The sequence below is a fragment of the Lysinibacillus sp. GJ-1 genome (genome assembly GCF_021166035.1).
In the GTDB taxonomy this organism is placed as follows: domain Bacteria; phylum Bacillota; class Bacilli; order Bacillales_A; family Planococcaceae; genus Lysinibacillus; species Lysinibacillus sphaericus.
This window is the reverse complement of sequence record NZ_CP088912.1, coordinates 1,495,781-1,513,082: the sequence shown is the minus strand read 5'-3', so window position 1 is coordinate 1,513,082 and position 17,302 is coordinate 1,495,781. Positions and strand designations below refer to the sequence as shown.

12 protein-coding genes are annotated in these 17,302 nt (G+C 33.1%); all 12 read left to right on the top strand.

From position 1 onward, the window contains the following. Positions 1 to 19: 19 nt before the first annotated feature. Entirely contained in the window at positions 20 to 1,018 is a 999-nt protein-coding gene (locus LO754_RS07020) for an immunoglobulin-like domain-containing protein (protein WP_231785882.1), read from the top strand. A gap of 72 nt (positions 1,019 to 1,090) precedes the next feature. Further along, positions 1,091 to 1,585, top strand: coding sequence for a hypothetical protein (locus LO754_RS07015; RefSeq protein WP_103977117.1), 495 nt, complete (start codon positions 1,091 to 1,093; stop codon positions 1,583 to 1,585). A gap of 155 nt (positions 1,586 to 1,740) precedes the next feature. Beyond that, positions 1,741 to 8,124 (top strand): peptidoglycan DD-metalloendopeptidase family protein, encoded by a 6,384-nt coding sequence (locus LO754_RS07010; protein WP_231785881.1) that lies wholly within the window; start codon positions 1,741 to 1,743, stop codon positions 8,122 to 8,124. After that, positions 8,124 to 8,720 carry a distal tail protein Dit gene (locus tag LO754_RS07005; protein WP_025219045.1) on the top strand — a complete coding sequence of 199 codons (597 nt, stop codon included), beginning with the start codon at positions 8,124 to 8,126 and terminating at the stop codon, positions 8,718 to 8,720. Before LO754_RS07010 ends, LO754_RS07005 begins: the two co-directional genes overlap by 1 nt. Next, on the top strand, positions 8,721 to 9,377 hold the full coding sequence (locus LO754_RS07000; protein WP_025219044.1) for a hypothetical protein: 657 nt from the start codon (positions 8,721 to 8,723) through the stop codon (positions 9,375 to 9,377). It begins immediately after the preceding gene. Positions 9,378 to 9,388: 11 nt separating this feature from the next. Then, entirely contained in the window at positions 9,389 to 10,030 is a 642-nt protein-coding gene (locus LO754_RS06995) for a phage tail domain-containing protein (protein WP_229389134.1), read from the top strand. A gap of 23 nt (positions 10,031 to 10,053) precedes the next feature. After that, on the top strand, positions 10,054 to 13,818 hold the full coding sequence (locus tag LO754_RS06990; RefSeq protein ID WP_231785880.1) for a phage tail spike protein: 3,765 nt from the start codon (positions 10,054 to 10,056) through the stop codon (positions 13,816 to 13,818). A 12-nt stretch (positions 13,819 to 13,830) separates the two neighbouring features. Next, the gene (locus LO754_RS06985) at positions 13,831 to 14,244 is read left to right on the top strand and encodes a PAAR domain-containing protein (protein ID WP_231785879.1); all 414 of its coding nucleotides are present in this window, start codon (positions 13,831 to 13,833) and stop codon (positions 14,242 to 14,244) included. Positions 14,245 to 14,267: 23 nt separating this feature from the next. Next, a complete protein-coding gene (locus tag LO754_RS06980) occupies positions 14,268 to 15,431 on the top strand; it encodes a hypothetical protein (protein WP_229389124.1) in 1,164 nt (387 codons plus the stop codon). A 64-nt stretch (positions 15,432 to 15,495) separates the two neighbouring features. Then, complete coding sequence (locus LO754_RS06975; protein WP_231785878.1) at positions 15,496 to 16,242, top strand: hypothetical protein; 747 nt, start codon at positions 15,496 to 15,498, stop codon at positions 16,240 to 16,242. A gap of 104 nt (positions 16,243 to 16,346) precedes the next feature. Then, entirely contained in the window at positions 16,347 to 16,943 is a 597-nt protein-coding gene (locus LO754_RS06970; RefSeq protein ID WP_025219038.1) for a hypothetical protein, read from the top strand. A 25-nt stretch (positions 16,944 to 16,968) separates the two neighbouring features. Further along, on the top strand, positions 16,969 to 17,298 hold the full coding sequence (locus LO754_RS06965; protein WP_229389118.1) for a hypothetical protein: 330 nt from the start codon (positions 16,969 to 16,971) through the stop codon (positions 17,296 to 17,298). Positions 17,299 to 17,302 lie beyond the last annotated feature (4 nt).

Below are 17,302 nucleotides of genomic sequence, written 5' to 3'. Positions count from 1 at the left end.
AAAAGGATGGTAATTTATTATGACACAACAAAATCAATTTTTAACTTCAGTAGCAAATGTTCGTTTATTTGATCGTTTAACAGATGAATTAATTCTTAATGGGAAAACATTATTAAATTCATCAATGACACAAGCAATTCAAACACAAGCAATTCATGCAGGGAAAGGCTCTAAAAAAGTTTATGAACTTAACTACCAAAAAGAATTGACATTCTCCATTGAAGATGCCGCATTCGATACGGCTTATATTGCTTTGCAAAATGGGACAGAAATTAATCATCAATTAGCGGAATTCTATACAGATGAAATTATTTTACTTGATGAAAATGGGAAAGGATCGTTAACTGATACGCCTATTGGCAAAGTCCATGTGGAACAATTAAACGGCACGTTCTCCCAATCCACTCCAACTGGTAAAGATATCTCAATTCCAACTTTAGCTGGTAAAGAAGTGCAGGTTGTCTATGCAGTACAGGAAATGATGGATACGATTGAAATCTCAGCTGATTCATTCCCTAAAGCTGTGCGTATGGAATTAAATGTAGATATTCGCTCTAACAATGGGAAAACAGGTGAAGTCATTATTGAAGTGCCTAACTTTAAACCAAATGGTGCAGTGGAAATTTCCATGACGCACGAAGGTGTAGCTTCTTCTTCTCTTGCAGGTAGCTCACTGGCTGATAAAAAAGGAAACTACGCCTACATTAAACTTCGTAATTTAACGGATGAAAAGGTACAAGTTACAGCATTAGCTTCAAATCCTTCTCGTTTAGTTCTTGATTCAGCTGTTCCTGGAGATTCACAAAAAATCACTGTACTAGGTATTCGAGGTCCTGGTTACAGTAATGTACTTTTACAAAACAGTGATCTAACATGGACTTCAAAAAATCCAACAATTGCAACTGTCGATACTAATGGTGTTGTAACGTTAGGCGCAAGTGCTGCAACGAATGGCCTAACAGTTATTGAAGTAACAGATGGTACATATATTGAAACAATTACTGTAGATGTCATTTAAATAAATTAATTTAAAAATGGTAGAGAATATAATTCTCTACCATTTTTTATTCTAAAAGAAGGAGTCGAGAAAATGGCTAAACGTGAAACGAAATTAACTTTAGTAGATATTCAAAAAAATGCTGATGAGCTAAACAAAAAGCAAAAGTTTTACATTGATAAAAATCTTGGAAAATTTATTTATTACTATCCAAAGTTCAGTAAACGCAGAAAAACAATGTTAATTAATGATTTAGCAAGTACATTTGAATATGTTCAACAAAACAACTTGGATTTCTTTAAAAATGACCATGAATTACAACACTATATTCTCTTTTTAATTATCAAACATTTTACTGAACTAAAAGCTGAACTGAAAGATAAATCAATTGAAACTCACTTTGCTACGATGCACAATCTAGTAGAGCTTGGTTGGTATGACCTATTCCTAATGGACATGTTCTCTGTTCAAGAAATCTCGCATGTTCTCGAAGAAATTAGTAAGCAATTCAATATAAGCATCCAGTTTTTGGAGCTCGAAAAGCAATTAATGAGTAAAATAGAATCCAATGCCAAAATAGAAAAATAAATAGTTAAAATTTTGAACTACTCCCCTACCTTTTTAGGTGGGTATTTGAACATTTTAGGATATTTATATATTCGTAGAAAATTAGATAAAACAAGAATACAGCTACTATTTTAGGGCTGTATTTTTATTTATCTCATATTAGGAGGGAAAAACTATTGAGTACTAACCGTACACGATCAAATAAACCAATGGATTTATTAGTCGCACTAGGAGTCAATGACGAAGTTTCAAAAAAGAATATTAATACCTACATAGAGAGATTAAAAAACATTAATACATTTACAGTAAACCTAGACGTAAAAGGTTTTAATACGAATCCATTTATGGAATACGAACAGCAAATTATTGCCCTACAACAGCAATTAAACACGTTAAATTCACAAATTCAAAATATTGGAAGTGAATCATCCCCTACCCTTTCACAATTTGAAGAATTCAAACAACAAATAACCACATCAGTAAATTCGATAGCTAAGTTTAATGAAGCAGTCGATGATAGCAATATAAATGTAAAACAATTTTATAAGCATTTAGCAAATATTCCTACTGGTGACTTACAATCACTAGAGCAACTCGTAAAGCAATTAAAAAACGAAGTAGAAAAAGTAAGTTTCAACCATTTTCAATTAAATGGTGTACAAGAAACTCAACAAAGTCTGCAAAATCTCGAAACAACATTATCCAACTTTTACGCATTATATAATGGATATGCAAACAACACGGACTTTGAACAATTAACGGCTCAAATTACAGATTTAAACTCTCAGATCACAGACATTCAATTCGGTGAAGGTTTCAACATCGCTGGTATATCAGAAATCTCAAGCCAACTAGAAAAAATTAATCAAGGAATTATAGGTTTTAATAAAAATACAATAGAAACCGCCCAAAACTCTACTTCTCTTACTGATACATTAGTGGGTGCAATAGAAACAACAACCACACTGAAAGAGACCTTTTCAACCGCTGGCACAACTGTAGCGACGTTTGGAAGATCGCTATTATCTGCAACAGGCATTGGCTTATACTTTATGGCTGTTGACTTTGTTATAGGGAAAATTAGTGAAAGCATCGCAAAAGCAAAGCAAAAGGCAGAAGATTTTAAAGCCTCTCAAAAAGAAATGCTGGATACTTATAACCAAAATTCAATTACAATCGATAGTTTAATTCCTAAATATGAACGATTAAGCGAAATTGTTAACAATGGGAATGCTGATAATAATACCCTTGCAGAGTATCGTGATATTCAAAATGAATTAGCTACGCTTCTCCCTTCACTAGCCACAGGTGAAGAAGAATATGGCAAGAAAATGGTGGGGTCAGTTGAATCTATTAAAATAAAAACAGCATTGTTAAAAGAGCAATTAGAAATTGAGAAAGAAATAGAAAATGCTAAATCTGAGGAAGATAAAACTAGAGTAAATTTCATTGAGGATAAATTAGATAGCTATGATAATCATAAGTCCAATATTGAAAGTAAACTTAAAATGTTTGCCAACATAAATGACTCTAATATCTACAAAAATGTAAGTCCCAATTATAAAATAGATTTTTTCGAGAAAAAAGAAAACTTTTGGGATGAAAATATACCTATTTATAACTCTGTTGAAAAATTGGAAAAATTACTTCCTGAGCTTAAAAATAAACTAGCAGATGCCAAAATAGGAGGAACAGAAGAAGATGTTAAATACTTAAATTCATTAATATCAAGTACAGAACGATACATTAAATTACTACAAGACCCATCTCTCGAATTAAATAAAGTATCCTCTGAAATAAAAACAGGCTATATTGAGAACTTAGAATCTATCATCAGTAACAATGAAAATATAAAAGGAAGTTCTATTGATCTAGCTCAAACGCTTAGTTCTCAATTAATTTTTTCATCGAATACAAGTGAAGTCCAAAATTTAAACTCTGCGTTAGAAACTTTATTTCAGAATACAAATGCTTCTGATTTTATAAATAATATTAACTCTCAATTCAGTAAACTGGAATATGCTTCTCCAGAAAAGTTTATAGAAAGGCAAAAAGAAGTAGAAGATTATTTCAACGGAATAAAAGATCAATTAAAAATAGCTTATCCTGATATAGATGATAGCAAACTAGCTTCTATTCAAGAAGGCTTAAAAAGACATCTTGGAAGTATAACTACTGATTACAATAAATATAAAAATGTAATGAATTCAACTGGCTTGTCACTTCACAATTTCACTTCAGGTGCTACAGCATCAGGCAATGAACTAGATAATCTTGCCTCCAAAATGAAGAACTATAAAGACGTGACTGAAGAATCATTAGGTATTTCAAGTACTTATGTAGATGCTTTAGATGATTCTTTATTTAGTTATGAAGCCTTAACAAATCAATTAGCTGGTTATTCTCAACAGACTTTAATAGATATTTTTAACAAAGAACAATTAACTGAAAAAGAACAACATGTAAAAGATTTATTAAATAATCGATACAAAATTATACAAGATTTAGCTTCTGTCTATCCAGAACTCATGAACAATGATTATAAATTTATTGGTCTTTCTTCAGAAAAAATAAATATGATGAGCGCAGAAAATAAGGCAAATGCTGCATTATTAAATGCCTATAGATTGTTTCGTGAAAATAAACTTACTGAGGAACAAAAAGCCACTCTTGATCTTGCACTTGAAACGAATAAACGTATTACAATTATTAATTGTGAGATTGCAGCACTTGAAGAAATAAGTGATAAAATAGACAACCCATCTTCTTCATCGGACATAACAAATCTACAAAATGAAATGAGTTATCATAGAACAGCTGATAAAGTAACTCCTAAAAAAGCTAAATTAGTTGATTTAAAAAAATTACAAATACAATACGGTGAAGAATTAAGCAAAATTGGTAATAATGTCGCTTCAGTAAATACAGCTGAAAAAAACGCTAATAAAACAACCCAACAATCCATTTATGTTACTGACAAATATAAAATGTCGCTAGAAAACCTAAATCTTGAAATTCAAAAGCAAGTAAAACTTCAATCTACTTTTCCTAAGCATTCTGAAGAATATCGAAAATCACTAGAACAGCAATTAAAACTAGAAAAAGATAAATTATCTATTATAGAAAGACAAGCCAGCTCCATTCAATCTCAAATCTCTTCATCAAAAATCAATAAAACCGGTGTGATTACAAGTAATGAATCGACATCAAATACTGCAAAAAAAATAAGTGGATGGTCGGGTAAAATTACAAGTTCTTACGGAGGACGTCTAGATCCTATTACTGGTCAACCAGATAAACATTCAGGTATAGATATATCAGCTAAAAAAGGGACCCGATTAGAAGCAAACGTATCTGGTACTGTCGTAAAAGCAGGTAACGCTGTAAAAAATAATGAAGATGATACATATGGAAATATTGTAGTCATTAGAGATGATTCGGGCATTGAACACCTTTATGCTCATTTAGATAAAACTGTAGCCAAAGTTGGTGAATACGTTCAAGCAGGGACCTATATTGGTGACATAGGAAAAGAAGGACGGACAACTGGTCCCCACCTTCATTATGAAGCGCGTAAAAACGGCCAAAAAATTGACCCAACAGCTTATTATAAAAATGCAAATTCAGGCACAATACCTGATTCATCAAATGTTACTGCAAGTGGACAACAAGCAATTGATCAAGCAAAATCTGAACTAATCAATTTGCAAATGGATATTTTAAATCAAAAAGAAGCGATTGCAAAATTAGAAAAAGAAATTATAGATGCTTACTTACTTCCATTCGAATATAAGAAATCTAATTATGATAAATTCCTTGAAAATAGTGCTAATCGTTTAAAGAAATATAAAGAATCATCAAAGGAGTACCGTAATGAATTAGATAAGCAAGCACAAGCTTTAATTGAAAAAAGGAAAATAAATGTTGCTGAAATTGAGCAATTAAAACAATTTATTAATAGTGGTCAACTATCCGCCTCTGTCGTCGATGAGTATACTGAAAAATTACACGAATTAGGGAAAATCAATAGCGAAATTGATTTTGCAATTGTTGATGTTGATACGGCAAAACTAGAGTCGTATGTAAACCTTGTAGATGATCTAATCAATTCCTTTGAAGATAAACGTAAAACGAAAGATTCCGCCCTTGATTACGAGTATTTGGTTTTAAATGAACTCGATACTGCATCACTCAAATATCAACGATCACTTGAAAAAATTAATAAAACAATGAGTGAAAAACAAAACATTAATCGTCAAGAATTAAGTGATATTCAAAAATTAATTAATAATGGTCAATTATTTGGCGAGGCATTAACGAAAGCAAATGATAGAGCGACTGAATTAAAAACGGACATTAAACAACTCCAGCTTGATTTACAAAAAAATAATTATGAAATCATTATTAATATTAAAACCCAATCTGATGTAGCTATTGCCGATATGCAATTTGGGCAAGATAGAGCAGAAGCAATTCGTAAAATGTATGAAGAAGGTTCTGCAGACTATGCCAAATATACTGATATCATGCTAAAGCAGCAAGAAAAAATCGCAGAGAAACATTTAGAAACAAGCAATAATTTAGCTGAAGAATTAAAACGACAAGATATAACAATTGAAGATGCCAAGAAAACTGAAGATTTATTAAAAGCGGAAACTTTAGCTTATATTAATGCCACATTGGCAGTAAAAGATTATAAAAAACAGCTTGAAGAAGCTAATAAATCCAAATTAGAAAAAATTGCGAATGATTTAATTTCCGCATATAAAGATTATGTTCAAGAACGTAGAGATGAGCATATGAAATTAATTGAAGATGAAGTCAATCAAGAAAATGAAAAACATGAAAAAATCATGAATAATCTTCAAGATGAAATGGATTTATTTAGAAAGAATGTAGAGGATAAATTAAAGCTTCTAGATAGGCAAGAATCTGAACGTGATTATGAAATGGAAATAGGCGATATGGAAAAAGAAAGAAATACTGTCCAAAGCCAATATAACCTATTACTACTTGATAACTCACATGAAGCAAAATCTAAGCGAAAAAAACTGCAAGAACAACTAGCTGAAATTGATAAACAAATTGCCGAACGTAGACATGATCGAGAAATTGAATTACGTAAAGAGTCTTTAAATGATGCACTTGAAACAAAAGAAGAAGAAATAGACGAAAAAACCAAGCTTCAAGAGAATGAACATGAAAATGTCCTCAACAACATTAACCGTGAAAAAGAGTATTGGGAAAAACATTATAATGATTTACTTAATGATGAACGAAAGTTTGCACAATTAAGAGAAGACATTATGGCAAAAAACTTTGATAAAATTACTGCCGATTTCCAAGGATATATTAATGAAATGAATTTAACCATGCCAGGATTAAAAGATACAATGAATGGCACTATGGAAGCAGTTGGTATATCTATTCGTTTAAATGTTATAGACCAACTACAAGAAGCCTTAAATTTAATTGATAAATTTAAGGCTTCACAAGTTGAATCAAATGGTTTACCAGAAGGCTATAATCCTGAGATTGATAAAAATTACGGCAATGGTACTTCATCAAAAGGGAATTTATCTGAAGCACACTTAAAAGTGCTACTAGGAAAATTTTTAACTGATAATGTCGCGAATATGTTGACAGGTGCTGAAAAGGAACAAGCTCATTATAAAGGGAATATTTACGGGGAAGCAGGTCGCAACCAAGGAGCTAATAATATTTCAAAAGATATTAGTTTTGATTCTGCGATATCTGGACTAACTCAAGCTGAGATGGAAACTTTAAGAGCATACTTTAAAGAACAATCTAATATTAACGATGGAGCCTATTCAAAATACTTTAATCAGTTTTTAAATGGTGGTGCTATAGGTGGCTCTTCTGAAAACTCCTATAACAATGCTTCTAAATATGGTATTGGTGCTTCAATAAGCCTAGGAGATTCTAGGGTGTTAACTGCTAAATACTTTAAGGATGTGTTGGTCGACCAAATTAGTGACCCTATACAGCAACAAATATTACGTAATACTGCTGATAATATGGCTAAAGCTGGTAGAGATCAAGGTTCAAAAATCCAGACGAATGCAGGTTACAGAGAGATAACTAATACTTTAAATGCAACTCAAAAATCCCAATTAAAAAATATGATGCAAAATTACATAGAATTTATTCAAAACCCTAAATTACAAGATTATTTTCGAAGTCATATAGCATCATTAGATTCAGGCGGGTATATGAATTGGTCTGGAAGTGGTATTGATGGTAAAGGTGGTAAAGCAATCATCGCACATCCAAATGAAATTATGTTAGATTCGGCAGATACTAAAGGTTTGTTTAACTCCATTAATGTCATGGATAAAATTTTTAGTGCCCTATCCCCTTCTTCATTCCGTTTGCCTGAAACGTCAATGTTAAAATCTTATCATTCTGAAGGGGCTACATACGGCAACATAAACATTGAATTCAATATTGATAAAATGAATGGAGATATGAATGATCTTAATAAATTTAGCAAAATGATTAACGATAACTTACTACGTAAGAAAGGAATGAGAACTTAGTGTTAGAATCTATTCATTTTATGTATGATCATATTTCATCAAAGGATATGGGCGTTTATATTGGATGGTCTTCGGGTAAATTATTCGAAGAGAATTTTTTACCGCAACGTCGCATTATCGAAAAGAAAATCGCCAATAATGAAACACCTTACTTTCAGAGAGTGGAACATGATCCACTCTCTTTTACATTGTCTTTTTATATTGATGATTGGGTTAATGCGCACGACTTGAGAAAAATTGCACGTTGGCTCTTTCAGCCCTATTACAAGCCACTAGTCTTTGATTCTAATCCTAATCGAGTTATGTATGCACTTGTAGAAGGTGATTCTCAATTAATTCATAATGGGCTCAAACAAGGATTTGTCGAGTTAACTTTCCGATGCAACTCCCCTTATAGCTATTCTCATGAACAAATAATAGATAAAGTCGCGTTCAGAGAAGCTAATAAGCGCTATCTGCTAAAAGATGATACCGCTACATTTGCGGAAGGACAATTGTATAATATGAAACTCACTTCCAATGGATTAACTATCGATGAACTAACGAACACTTGGGGCACTTTATATGCAAATACTTTAAGATGGAGTGATATTTAAATGGAAACTACAACTAAATTGGACTTAAAAATTGTAACCGAAGATACGTTTGAACAAGATGATATTAAAGAGACCATTATCAACTATGGTAAAAATTTTTCTAAGCTGGAAAAATACTTAAAATCTACAGTACAGTCTATTGAAGATTTAAATGAAAATACTTTCTACGCAATCGGTCATGTGATATGGAACAAAACACCTGCCATTGGGAGCCATATTGGCTGGGTTGCCACAAGAGAAGGCATTCATGCTAAATCGAGAATAAGGAATAAAGAATATGTGGTTGGCGAGTTAATAAAAGCTGTTCCAGATAATGGTGGTTTGTACGAATGTGTAGTGGATGGTAGAAGTTCAACTAGCTCCCCTACCTACCTTACTGGATTAAATCAAGAGTTCTACGATACAAACGGAAACAATTGGCGCAAAGAATATAACTATGAAGTAGGCGATATTATTTATCCTACTAATGGTAATAAACAATACTACTATATTTGCGAAACAGCAGGATTGTCTTCAACAACTGAACCTGAATGGACTGCTATTCAAAATGGAATTACATCTATTGATGGCTCTGTCGTTTGGCGTAAAGCAAAAACAATTAAATGGAAACGGATTGGCAGTAGCTGTGAGTTCAGACCGTTTGGCAAAATTGAATAGGGGTGCTTATTATGAAAAAATGGGGTGCTGTTCTAAACGTAAAAGGCTCTTATATCTCTAAAATTCATTCAATTTCTACTAATGCTCATAAATATTTTACTACGATTGCGGCAAGTATTATAAATATCCATGCCCAACAAGTCGAATTTTATTATTCAGTTTCATACGATACAGTCAATTGGACAAATTGGGCACCAATAAATTTTAATAGTACCGATTTACTAGATCAATACGGTCTTCAAAACTTGTCTTTTCGCTATAAAATTGTCATGAGTACTACTAAAGAGTATCAAAAGCCTTATATTCAAGCATTTTCTATTGATTTTGATCCATGTGCCGTTATAGAAAACTTGGGTGATTTCAATTTAAAACCTAAGCTTTGGATTACAAAAACAAACGGAAATGGATCAATCGAAATCATTAATACCGTGACAAATCAAAAAATGCAATTGCTAAATTTAATTGATAACGAAGAAGTTTATATTCATTGTCAAAAAGAAGAAATCGTGTCAAATAGACAAAATTTAGGGGTCTATCGCTATGATGATCATAATGATGAATTTTTAGATTTAGTTGTTGGAAAGAACTACATTCAAGCAAACGGTGATTTTGATATGCATATTAGGTATCAGCATCAATTTATTCAACAATAACTTCAGTGAAAGGAGGTGATAAAGTGAGAATAGGTGACATTAATTATGATTTAAAAGTAGTAAAACCGCGAATATTCCTTTGCCGCCCTGATAAAAAGACAATTGCACCACTAAGTGAAGCCTATGATATTAGTTATAGTACAAAACTATCTGTATTAAATGAACTATCATTTAAGATTCCCACTGTGGTTTTCCAAGACGGTGTGCCAATGGACAATAGAAATATACAAGCGATTAAAAATCGTTATCTATTTAAATTGAAATTTGGTCCTATTACAGAATACTTTTTATTAAATGAATCAAACAAAACGTATAGTGATGATGAATATATACAGTATTCCGCCCTATCTTTAGGTGTGCAATTAAGTGACAAAAATATTCGAGACTTCGAAGTAGTTAGTAAAACACTTGCACAAATAGCTACAGAAATATTGGCATCAACCAATACGAAGTGGAAGGTTGGATATGTCGATAGCTTTTTTGAAACGCATCGAAGTTACGAAGTTTCCTCAAATAATATATTAGAAATCATTTATGATTTAGCAAACGTATGGAACGCCCTTATCGTTTGGGATACTGTTACATGTGAAATCCACTTCTATAAACCCGATAATATTGGCAATAATAAAGGTTTTTATATTCGGGATGGCAAATATATAGAAAGCTTTAATTTATCTACCAATACGATTGATACGATCACTCGCTTAAAAGTATACGGTCAAGAAGGACTAACCATTCATCGATTAAATCCAACAGGCCAGTCTTATTTAGAAGATTTTAGATTCTATCTCTATCCCTTCAAACGAGAAAATGGAGTTGTCGTTAGCCATTCAGAATATTTGAGTGATGAGTTGTGTATAGCATTAGAAGATTATCGTACATTAGTTGACTCATTGGCAGAAAAGTTTACTTATCTAACTACAGTAATCACCACACAAACTGCTGTTATTCAAACTGAAAATCAGCTACTTAGCACTTTAATTACACAAAAAATCATTTTGGAAGATGAGTTAGATTTATCTAACGCCAATTTTCAATCCAACTCCCCTGCCCATTTGGATATTATTAGCCGATTAGAGGCAAAAAGAAATGAGATTTCCAATCAAGAGGCATTTATTCGACAATTAAGTTATCAGCTAAAAAACTACGAAGATGAGTTGGAACAATTAAGAAACAAATTACAAAGAGAAAATAATTTCTCAAATGAGCAACTAGCAGAACTATCTAATTTTGAAATCGAAAAAGAATATACAAATGACTCCATCGTCGATGATCAAGATTTATTAACAGAAGCGCAAGAAATTTTTAGGCAATATTTAGAACCAAAAATAAAATTAGATATGAATATCATTGATTTTTTAACCGTCGTAGAATGTCAAAATGATTGGGATAAACTCAATTTAGGGGATATCGTTTCTGTTCGTTACAATCGATTACAAGTAGATATTAAAGCAAAAATTACGGAAATTACATTTGACTTTGAAAGAGAAAGTATTTCAGTAATTATTACGAACGAAATAGACGAAAAAAATACTTGGTTAGAGCAGCTTAGTAAAGCTGGTAATACTTCTACCCTTGTCCAAATGGAGAAATGGAAGTGGAATCTTTCCGAAAAAAACAACGGTGCCATTAATGACATCATTCATAATAAATGGGACGCGTTAAAAAATGCGGTCATGGCAGGCTATAATCAGCAAATTGAAATCAATGAACGTGGGATTACTGTAAAAGATTTAACAGATCCTTTAAGCTGGTTAGTAATACAAAATGGATTTTTAGCAATTACCAATGATAACGGTAATTCATGGAAACATGCTATTTCGAAAGATGGCATTTTTGGCGAGCGCATTTTCGGCAAAATTATTTCCGGTGTGAATTTAATCATCGAGGATGAATCAGGTATTTGGCTCACCCAAGGTTCACGGACAACAATCTATAATCGAAATGGTGATGAAGTCATGCGTTTAGGGTTAGTAACAGATGACCCAGAACCCGAATGCTTTGGATTAACTTCATGGAACGATATTACAAGAGTTGCTATTACAACTTGTGAAGGGTTCGCAGTTAGTCAAAAAGAAGATGACAATTGGAAGAAAATTTTATGGGCGAATACAGACGGAACATTATATTCTCGGAACATGGTAGCTGAAAATATTAAAATCGTTAATAATCTGGACCAAGTAATTTTAGATGCTGAAAATAATTATTTTGATATTGGTTTATTTGATAAAATAGTTGCAGATGGTAAGTTAACGACACTTGAAAAATTGGAGCTTATTAAAGAATTATATAAAATCCACACCGACTATCAGTTACTACTTCAACAAGCCCAAAAATATATACGAAGTGAACGAGATAATGAGACGGATGTAAATGGTCCATTTGATATAGCTACTCAAACCTTCCCTACTGTCTATTCGATAACAGATCGATACTCAACAAGTAAAGTGAAAGAAGCCTATTTAGCATTAATGAATTACATAGATAGTTACATAAAAGTATTGAAAAACGGTTACCGTGAGTCTGAAAACTTAGAAATCGATATGACTGATCCCCTTACTGAATCCACGAGTTCTATTGAAAATCGTGGCTTTTTTGTACAAAAATTTAAAGACTATTACGACGAAGCTACACGTTTACGACAAGCAATTGAAGACTCCCTTTTTTATTCAGGCATTCATATGGGCTCTTATAATAACAATTTAATGATGAATGAGTTTGGGTTTATCGCTGTTCGAAATGATGGGAAATATCGCGCATTCCTCAATGCCACAAATGGACTTGCCCTACAAAAGTGGGAAAATAATCAATGGGTAAGTAAATTATTTGCTACACTGGGTGACGATAAGTGGGAAGACGGTACCCTCTACGCTGAAGGATTGGTGACAAAAAATCTTCGTATTGTAGACGGCAATTTAGGTGATGCTATCACGCTTGATTGGGAAAAGGGGATTACCATCTACGGAAAAAACAGAGAAATAATTAAGCTTAATGCCAATGAAGCAATTTCTATTTATGTGGGGAATGAGAAGAAATTTTACGTTGGCACTGACGGTAGGCTTTATGCAAAAGATATTACCACACATAATCTTAAAATTGTGGACGGGTCTTTAGGAGAGAAAATTGTTTTCGACCAAACTAAAGGCATTACGATTAATGGGAATAATGGAGAACAAATCCGCTTAAATGCGAATGAAGGAATTGCCATTGATGCTAAAGGTGAAAAGCGTATTTGGATTGGGAAAGATGGGCTTATTTACGCTAAAAAGCTTCTTGTTATGGGCAATGATACAGATGAAATCATTAAAGATGTGGACGGCAGCTATATTTCAGATTTAACCGTTAATAAATTAAAGACACTTAATTCCAATCAACCTCAAGATTTTATTCATATTAAGGACAATTTCTTTAAAATCAAAACAAATTATGGCGGTGCTGAAAAAGATAAGCTCACCATTACAGTAAAAGAAACAGGCGATGCCGCTTACCCCCATATGACTTGGGGTGCTGGCGGTGATACAGGCGCTGGAAATAATGTGGGTTACCAATACAAAAAAAGTGATGGTTTCTATTTTGATTATGTAGGTACAGATGGCCAAAAACGCGAATTTGCCCTTAAAAATGGCGATGAATCTATTTTAATGAAGACACCCCATTCTATGAACTTTGATGGTAAAAACATTAATTTCAAAGCCTCCTCTGCCATTACTCTAGCTGTAGGAGAAAACAAAATCATTATTAATGGTGAAGGTGTCAAAGTCAATGGTACACGAATTAACTTAAACTAAGGAGGCGGTGACATGCCAGAAGTAGCGATAAAAGGTGCCAAAATACAAAATAGTATGGCACCAAATCATATTCAAGTAAGAAAGCTTAATCCTGATACTATTCCTCCCTACTCCTCCTATATTTATGATTATATTAACACAACCATTGAAGGAGAAATTAACGAAGGCAGTTCCAATGTATTTGTAAATGGAAAGGAAGTGGTATTCTCAGGCGCCAAAACAACCGAAAATGATAGTTATTCCCTTCCTGATGGTTGGACTTATGATAGCGGTGCTCATACAAATACGAATGGTTCCGTTATTAATGGCAGTCCTACAGTTTTTGTTAATGGAAAGCCATTAGGAAGAAAAGGGGATGCAATTAAAACACATGCTGGCTCAAATGCAATAATTACTGAAGGTTCTAGCAATGTGTTTGCAAATTAATTATGAAGAAAGAAGGTGATACTTTGTCATTACCTATAAACTATTTAGAATTTAATAACCCTATCCATATCGTTTGGAGAAAAGGCTCACCAAACGACCCTTTTATCGATAGACTTGATATTGCACGTGTAGTAAATCAACGTGTGTGCTTATTAGAAATTCCTGATGAATTGTTTAAGGTACGTATTGCAAATATGCTTGAAATAAACTATGAAGCATTTATAAAACATAATCTCAGTGATCATGAGTTTTACGTTGACTATACGAATGGTTTTGTTTATTTTCATCAATCAAAAGAAGCACAAACACTGTCCATTATTTATAAAGGAAGAGGCCTTATCCTCTACCCTTCCACACGGATTATTCACTATGACGGAACAACTGCTACTGAATCATTGCATCACATTATTGAAAAAAGCAAAACTCAAGTACAAGAATTAATAGATCGAACAGATACATATGAAAATTACTTAAAACGCCTTGTGGTTGCCATTAATGATGCTTCTAATGCAACCGATCAGGCATTAATTGCAACACAAAAAGCACAAGACGCCACAGAATTGGTCAAAGATGCATATGAAACAACCGTGTTAATATATCAGCCTTATGTTCATACATATAAGGATATTGCCAAAAAGTACCCTTACCCTGAAGTTGGCTGGACAACTCACGTTTTTGATACAGGTATACGCTATCGCTGGAATGGTAAAGATTGGACTCCAATTGATGCATTAGGCGGTAATATCCCATTAGCAAGTGAACTATTAAATGGCTTAATGAGTAAAGAACATTTCATTAAATTAAAAGGTATTACAGAATTTGTTAACGACAAAACAATTGTATTTATTATCCCAAAAGATATTTTAGAAGGTGTGCAAGACCCTCATATAGTTTTTGATTATGCAGGTGAAATTGTCGAAATCAAAGCTTCCGTTACATCAAAAGGCTTAGAACCAACCCCTATTTGGGTACAAAAATCAGCTAACTTCGCAGATTGGTTCAATGTAACCGATAATCCAATAATGATTAGAGAAAACAATAATCTTGATGATCAATCTCATACTTTAACAGCATTTACCGTGCAAAAAGGTGATATTTTCAGATTAAATATTCCCTCCTTTTCTGTGGATGCCCAAAATCTATCTGTCAATGTCAAAATCATGTTAACCGACTCTTTAAACTCCTAACGGGACTTAAAGAGTTTTTATTATATAAAAAAAACAAAATGAACTAGAAAGAAGGAATTTATTTATGTCTAACCAACCAATCGTATCATGGTATGAAGGTACTAATGAATTATCAAAAGAAGTTAATTACACAGTGAACTACGATACTGTTGATGCTGCATCCCGATCAGAAACAAAGATATTCTATATTTGGAACAATCGAGAGCAAGCAACCGATGCTCCTAAAATGGAAGAAGTAACATTTACAACACGGGATCGAAGCGGTGGGACAGGCGATTCAGATGGAATGGTTGTAGAAGCTGTAAAAAACAATTGGTTCCATGTCCGTGTTGATAGTTTATCAGAGTCCCGATTCCTACCTGTTGGAAAAGGCGGAAATCCTCTTAATCCATCCGGTACTAAGGACTTAGGCACAAACGGTACTACTACAAATATTAACGCTGCAACTGCTCAAGTTTGGTCTGCTGAAACAGCAATGACACTAGATGCATACGTTCAACCAACATCAAGTAATGATTATATTTATAAAGTAACGAAAGCTGGAACGACAGGTGTTACACAACCTTCATGGCCTACTGTAGAAGGCAACCCTATTATGGATGGAACGGTAGAATATATTGCAATTAAAATTAATAAAACACCGAAGGCTAAAGAAATTTTAGGTTTAGCCAATGCTACGAATGCCGAAGGAACTAACGCAGATTTAGCAGGCGGTAACTTCGTTAAAATTTCTGTTTATGCAGATGTTCCAATGGATGCATCTGCAGGTAAAAACCTACTAATGCAACGTGTTTCTTATCGTTACGTATAAAAATTAATACAATACGAGTAGTTTTCAGGGTAAGGGTCAGTCCCCTACCCTGTTTTTATGCAATCAATAAAACACTTCAATACAATGAAGGAGATGGGTATTATATGTTATTCACCAATACTGAAAACTATCAGGCAATCAATATCCCCTTTAATTGGAATGCCGATTACGCCAATGGTAAAAACTTCGCTGAGTATGACCTACTTACGCATAAAAAAAATGATTTTTATTTAATTCAGAGAAACCAGGTCATTCGTTTTGGTTTGTTTGGACAAAGGATGAAATTTTATTTCGAAATGTCAGATGGCTCCTTCAACATAGATGGTAGAAAAATTGAAATTGAATATGTGAAAGAAGATGGCACAACCTATCCTTTAACAACGAATTACGAGCATAAAGACCTTATCACATATAAAGAAGCCTTTACTGATTTTAGTAATCAACAAGGAGTTCAACGATCGAATATCAAATCGATACATTTTGGCTATAAAACAAATTACAAGATGGAAGATATCCAACTGTTTTTTCAACCGATTGTCACATTGCCATTTAACGAGCATGCCTTCATTGCTGTAAAGCTTACTTCAACTAAAGCAATGAACGGATATTTGCTTTTCAAAACAAATGGCATTGAAGTAGGACGGTTTTATGCTCCATTAGAAGCCAATCGAGTTGGTCAAATAAACTGGATTATTAAATAATTCATATAGAAAGGAAGAAGGGAAAATGAAACGATTTTGGTTGCAACTACCTGACAAAAGCAATGATTTTGAGATTACAGCAGCTAACAACAAGTTCTCACTATTTGAATCATCCACTGAACGAAGCTATACAATAGCTGTGGGAAAATACACATTAGAAAAGCTTATTGAAATGATCTCAAACGAAGGCTTGGTTGCCAAAATGGGCGGTATCAATGCTGATAAGAAAGCTAAATTTCTTGTGTTGTTTTTAAGTCAATCTATTACGAACATTAATGGAAACTTTATTACGTTCATAGGCGGGATAGAATCGATTGATACTGGAGATAGACAAGAAGAAAGTATCATTCATTAAGAAA

Excerpts from the sequence above, each read along its gene's own strand:
- LO754_RS07015 (WP_103977117.1), top strand. The coding sequence starts at position 1,091 with ATGGCTAAACGTGAAACGAAATTAACTTTAGTAGATATTCAAAAAAAT.
- LO754_RS07000 (WP_025219044.1), top strand. The coding sequence starts at position 8,721 with ATGGAAACTACAACTAAATTGGACTTAAAAATTGTAACCGAAGATACG.
- LO754_RS06995 (WP_229389134.1), top strand. The coding sequence starts at position 9,389 with ATGAAAAAATGGGGTGCTGTTCTAAACGTAAAAGGCTCTTATATCTCT.
- LO754_RS07020 (WP_231785882.1), top strand. The coding sequence starts at position 20 with ATGACACAACAAAATCAATTTTTAACTTCAGTAGCAAATGTTCGTTTA.
- LO754_RS06965 (WP_229389118.1), top strand. The coding sequence starts at position 16,969 with ATGAAACGATTTTGGTTGCAACTACCTGACAAAAGCAATGATTTTGAG.
- LO754_RS06975 (WP_231785878.1), top strand. The coding sequence starts at position 15,496 with ATGTCTAACCAACCAATCGTATCATGGTATGAAGGTACTAATGAATTA.
- LO754_RS06985 (WP_231785879.1), top strand. The coding sequence starts at position 13,831 with ATGCCAGAAGTAGCGATAAAAGGTGCCAAAATACAAAATAGTATGGCA.
- LO754_RS06970 (WP_025219038.1), top strand. The coding sequence starts at position 16,347 with ATGTTATTCACCAATACTGAAAACTATCAGGCAATCAATATCCCCTTT.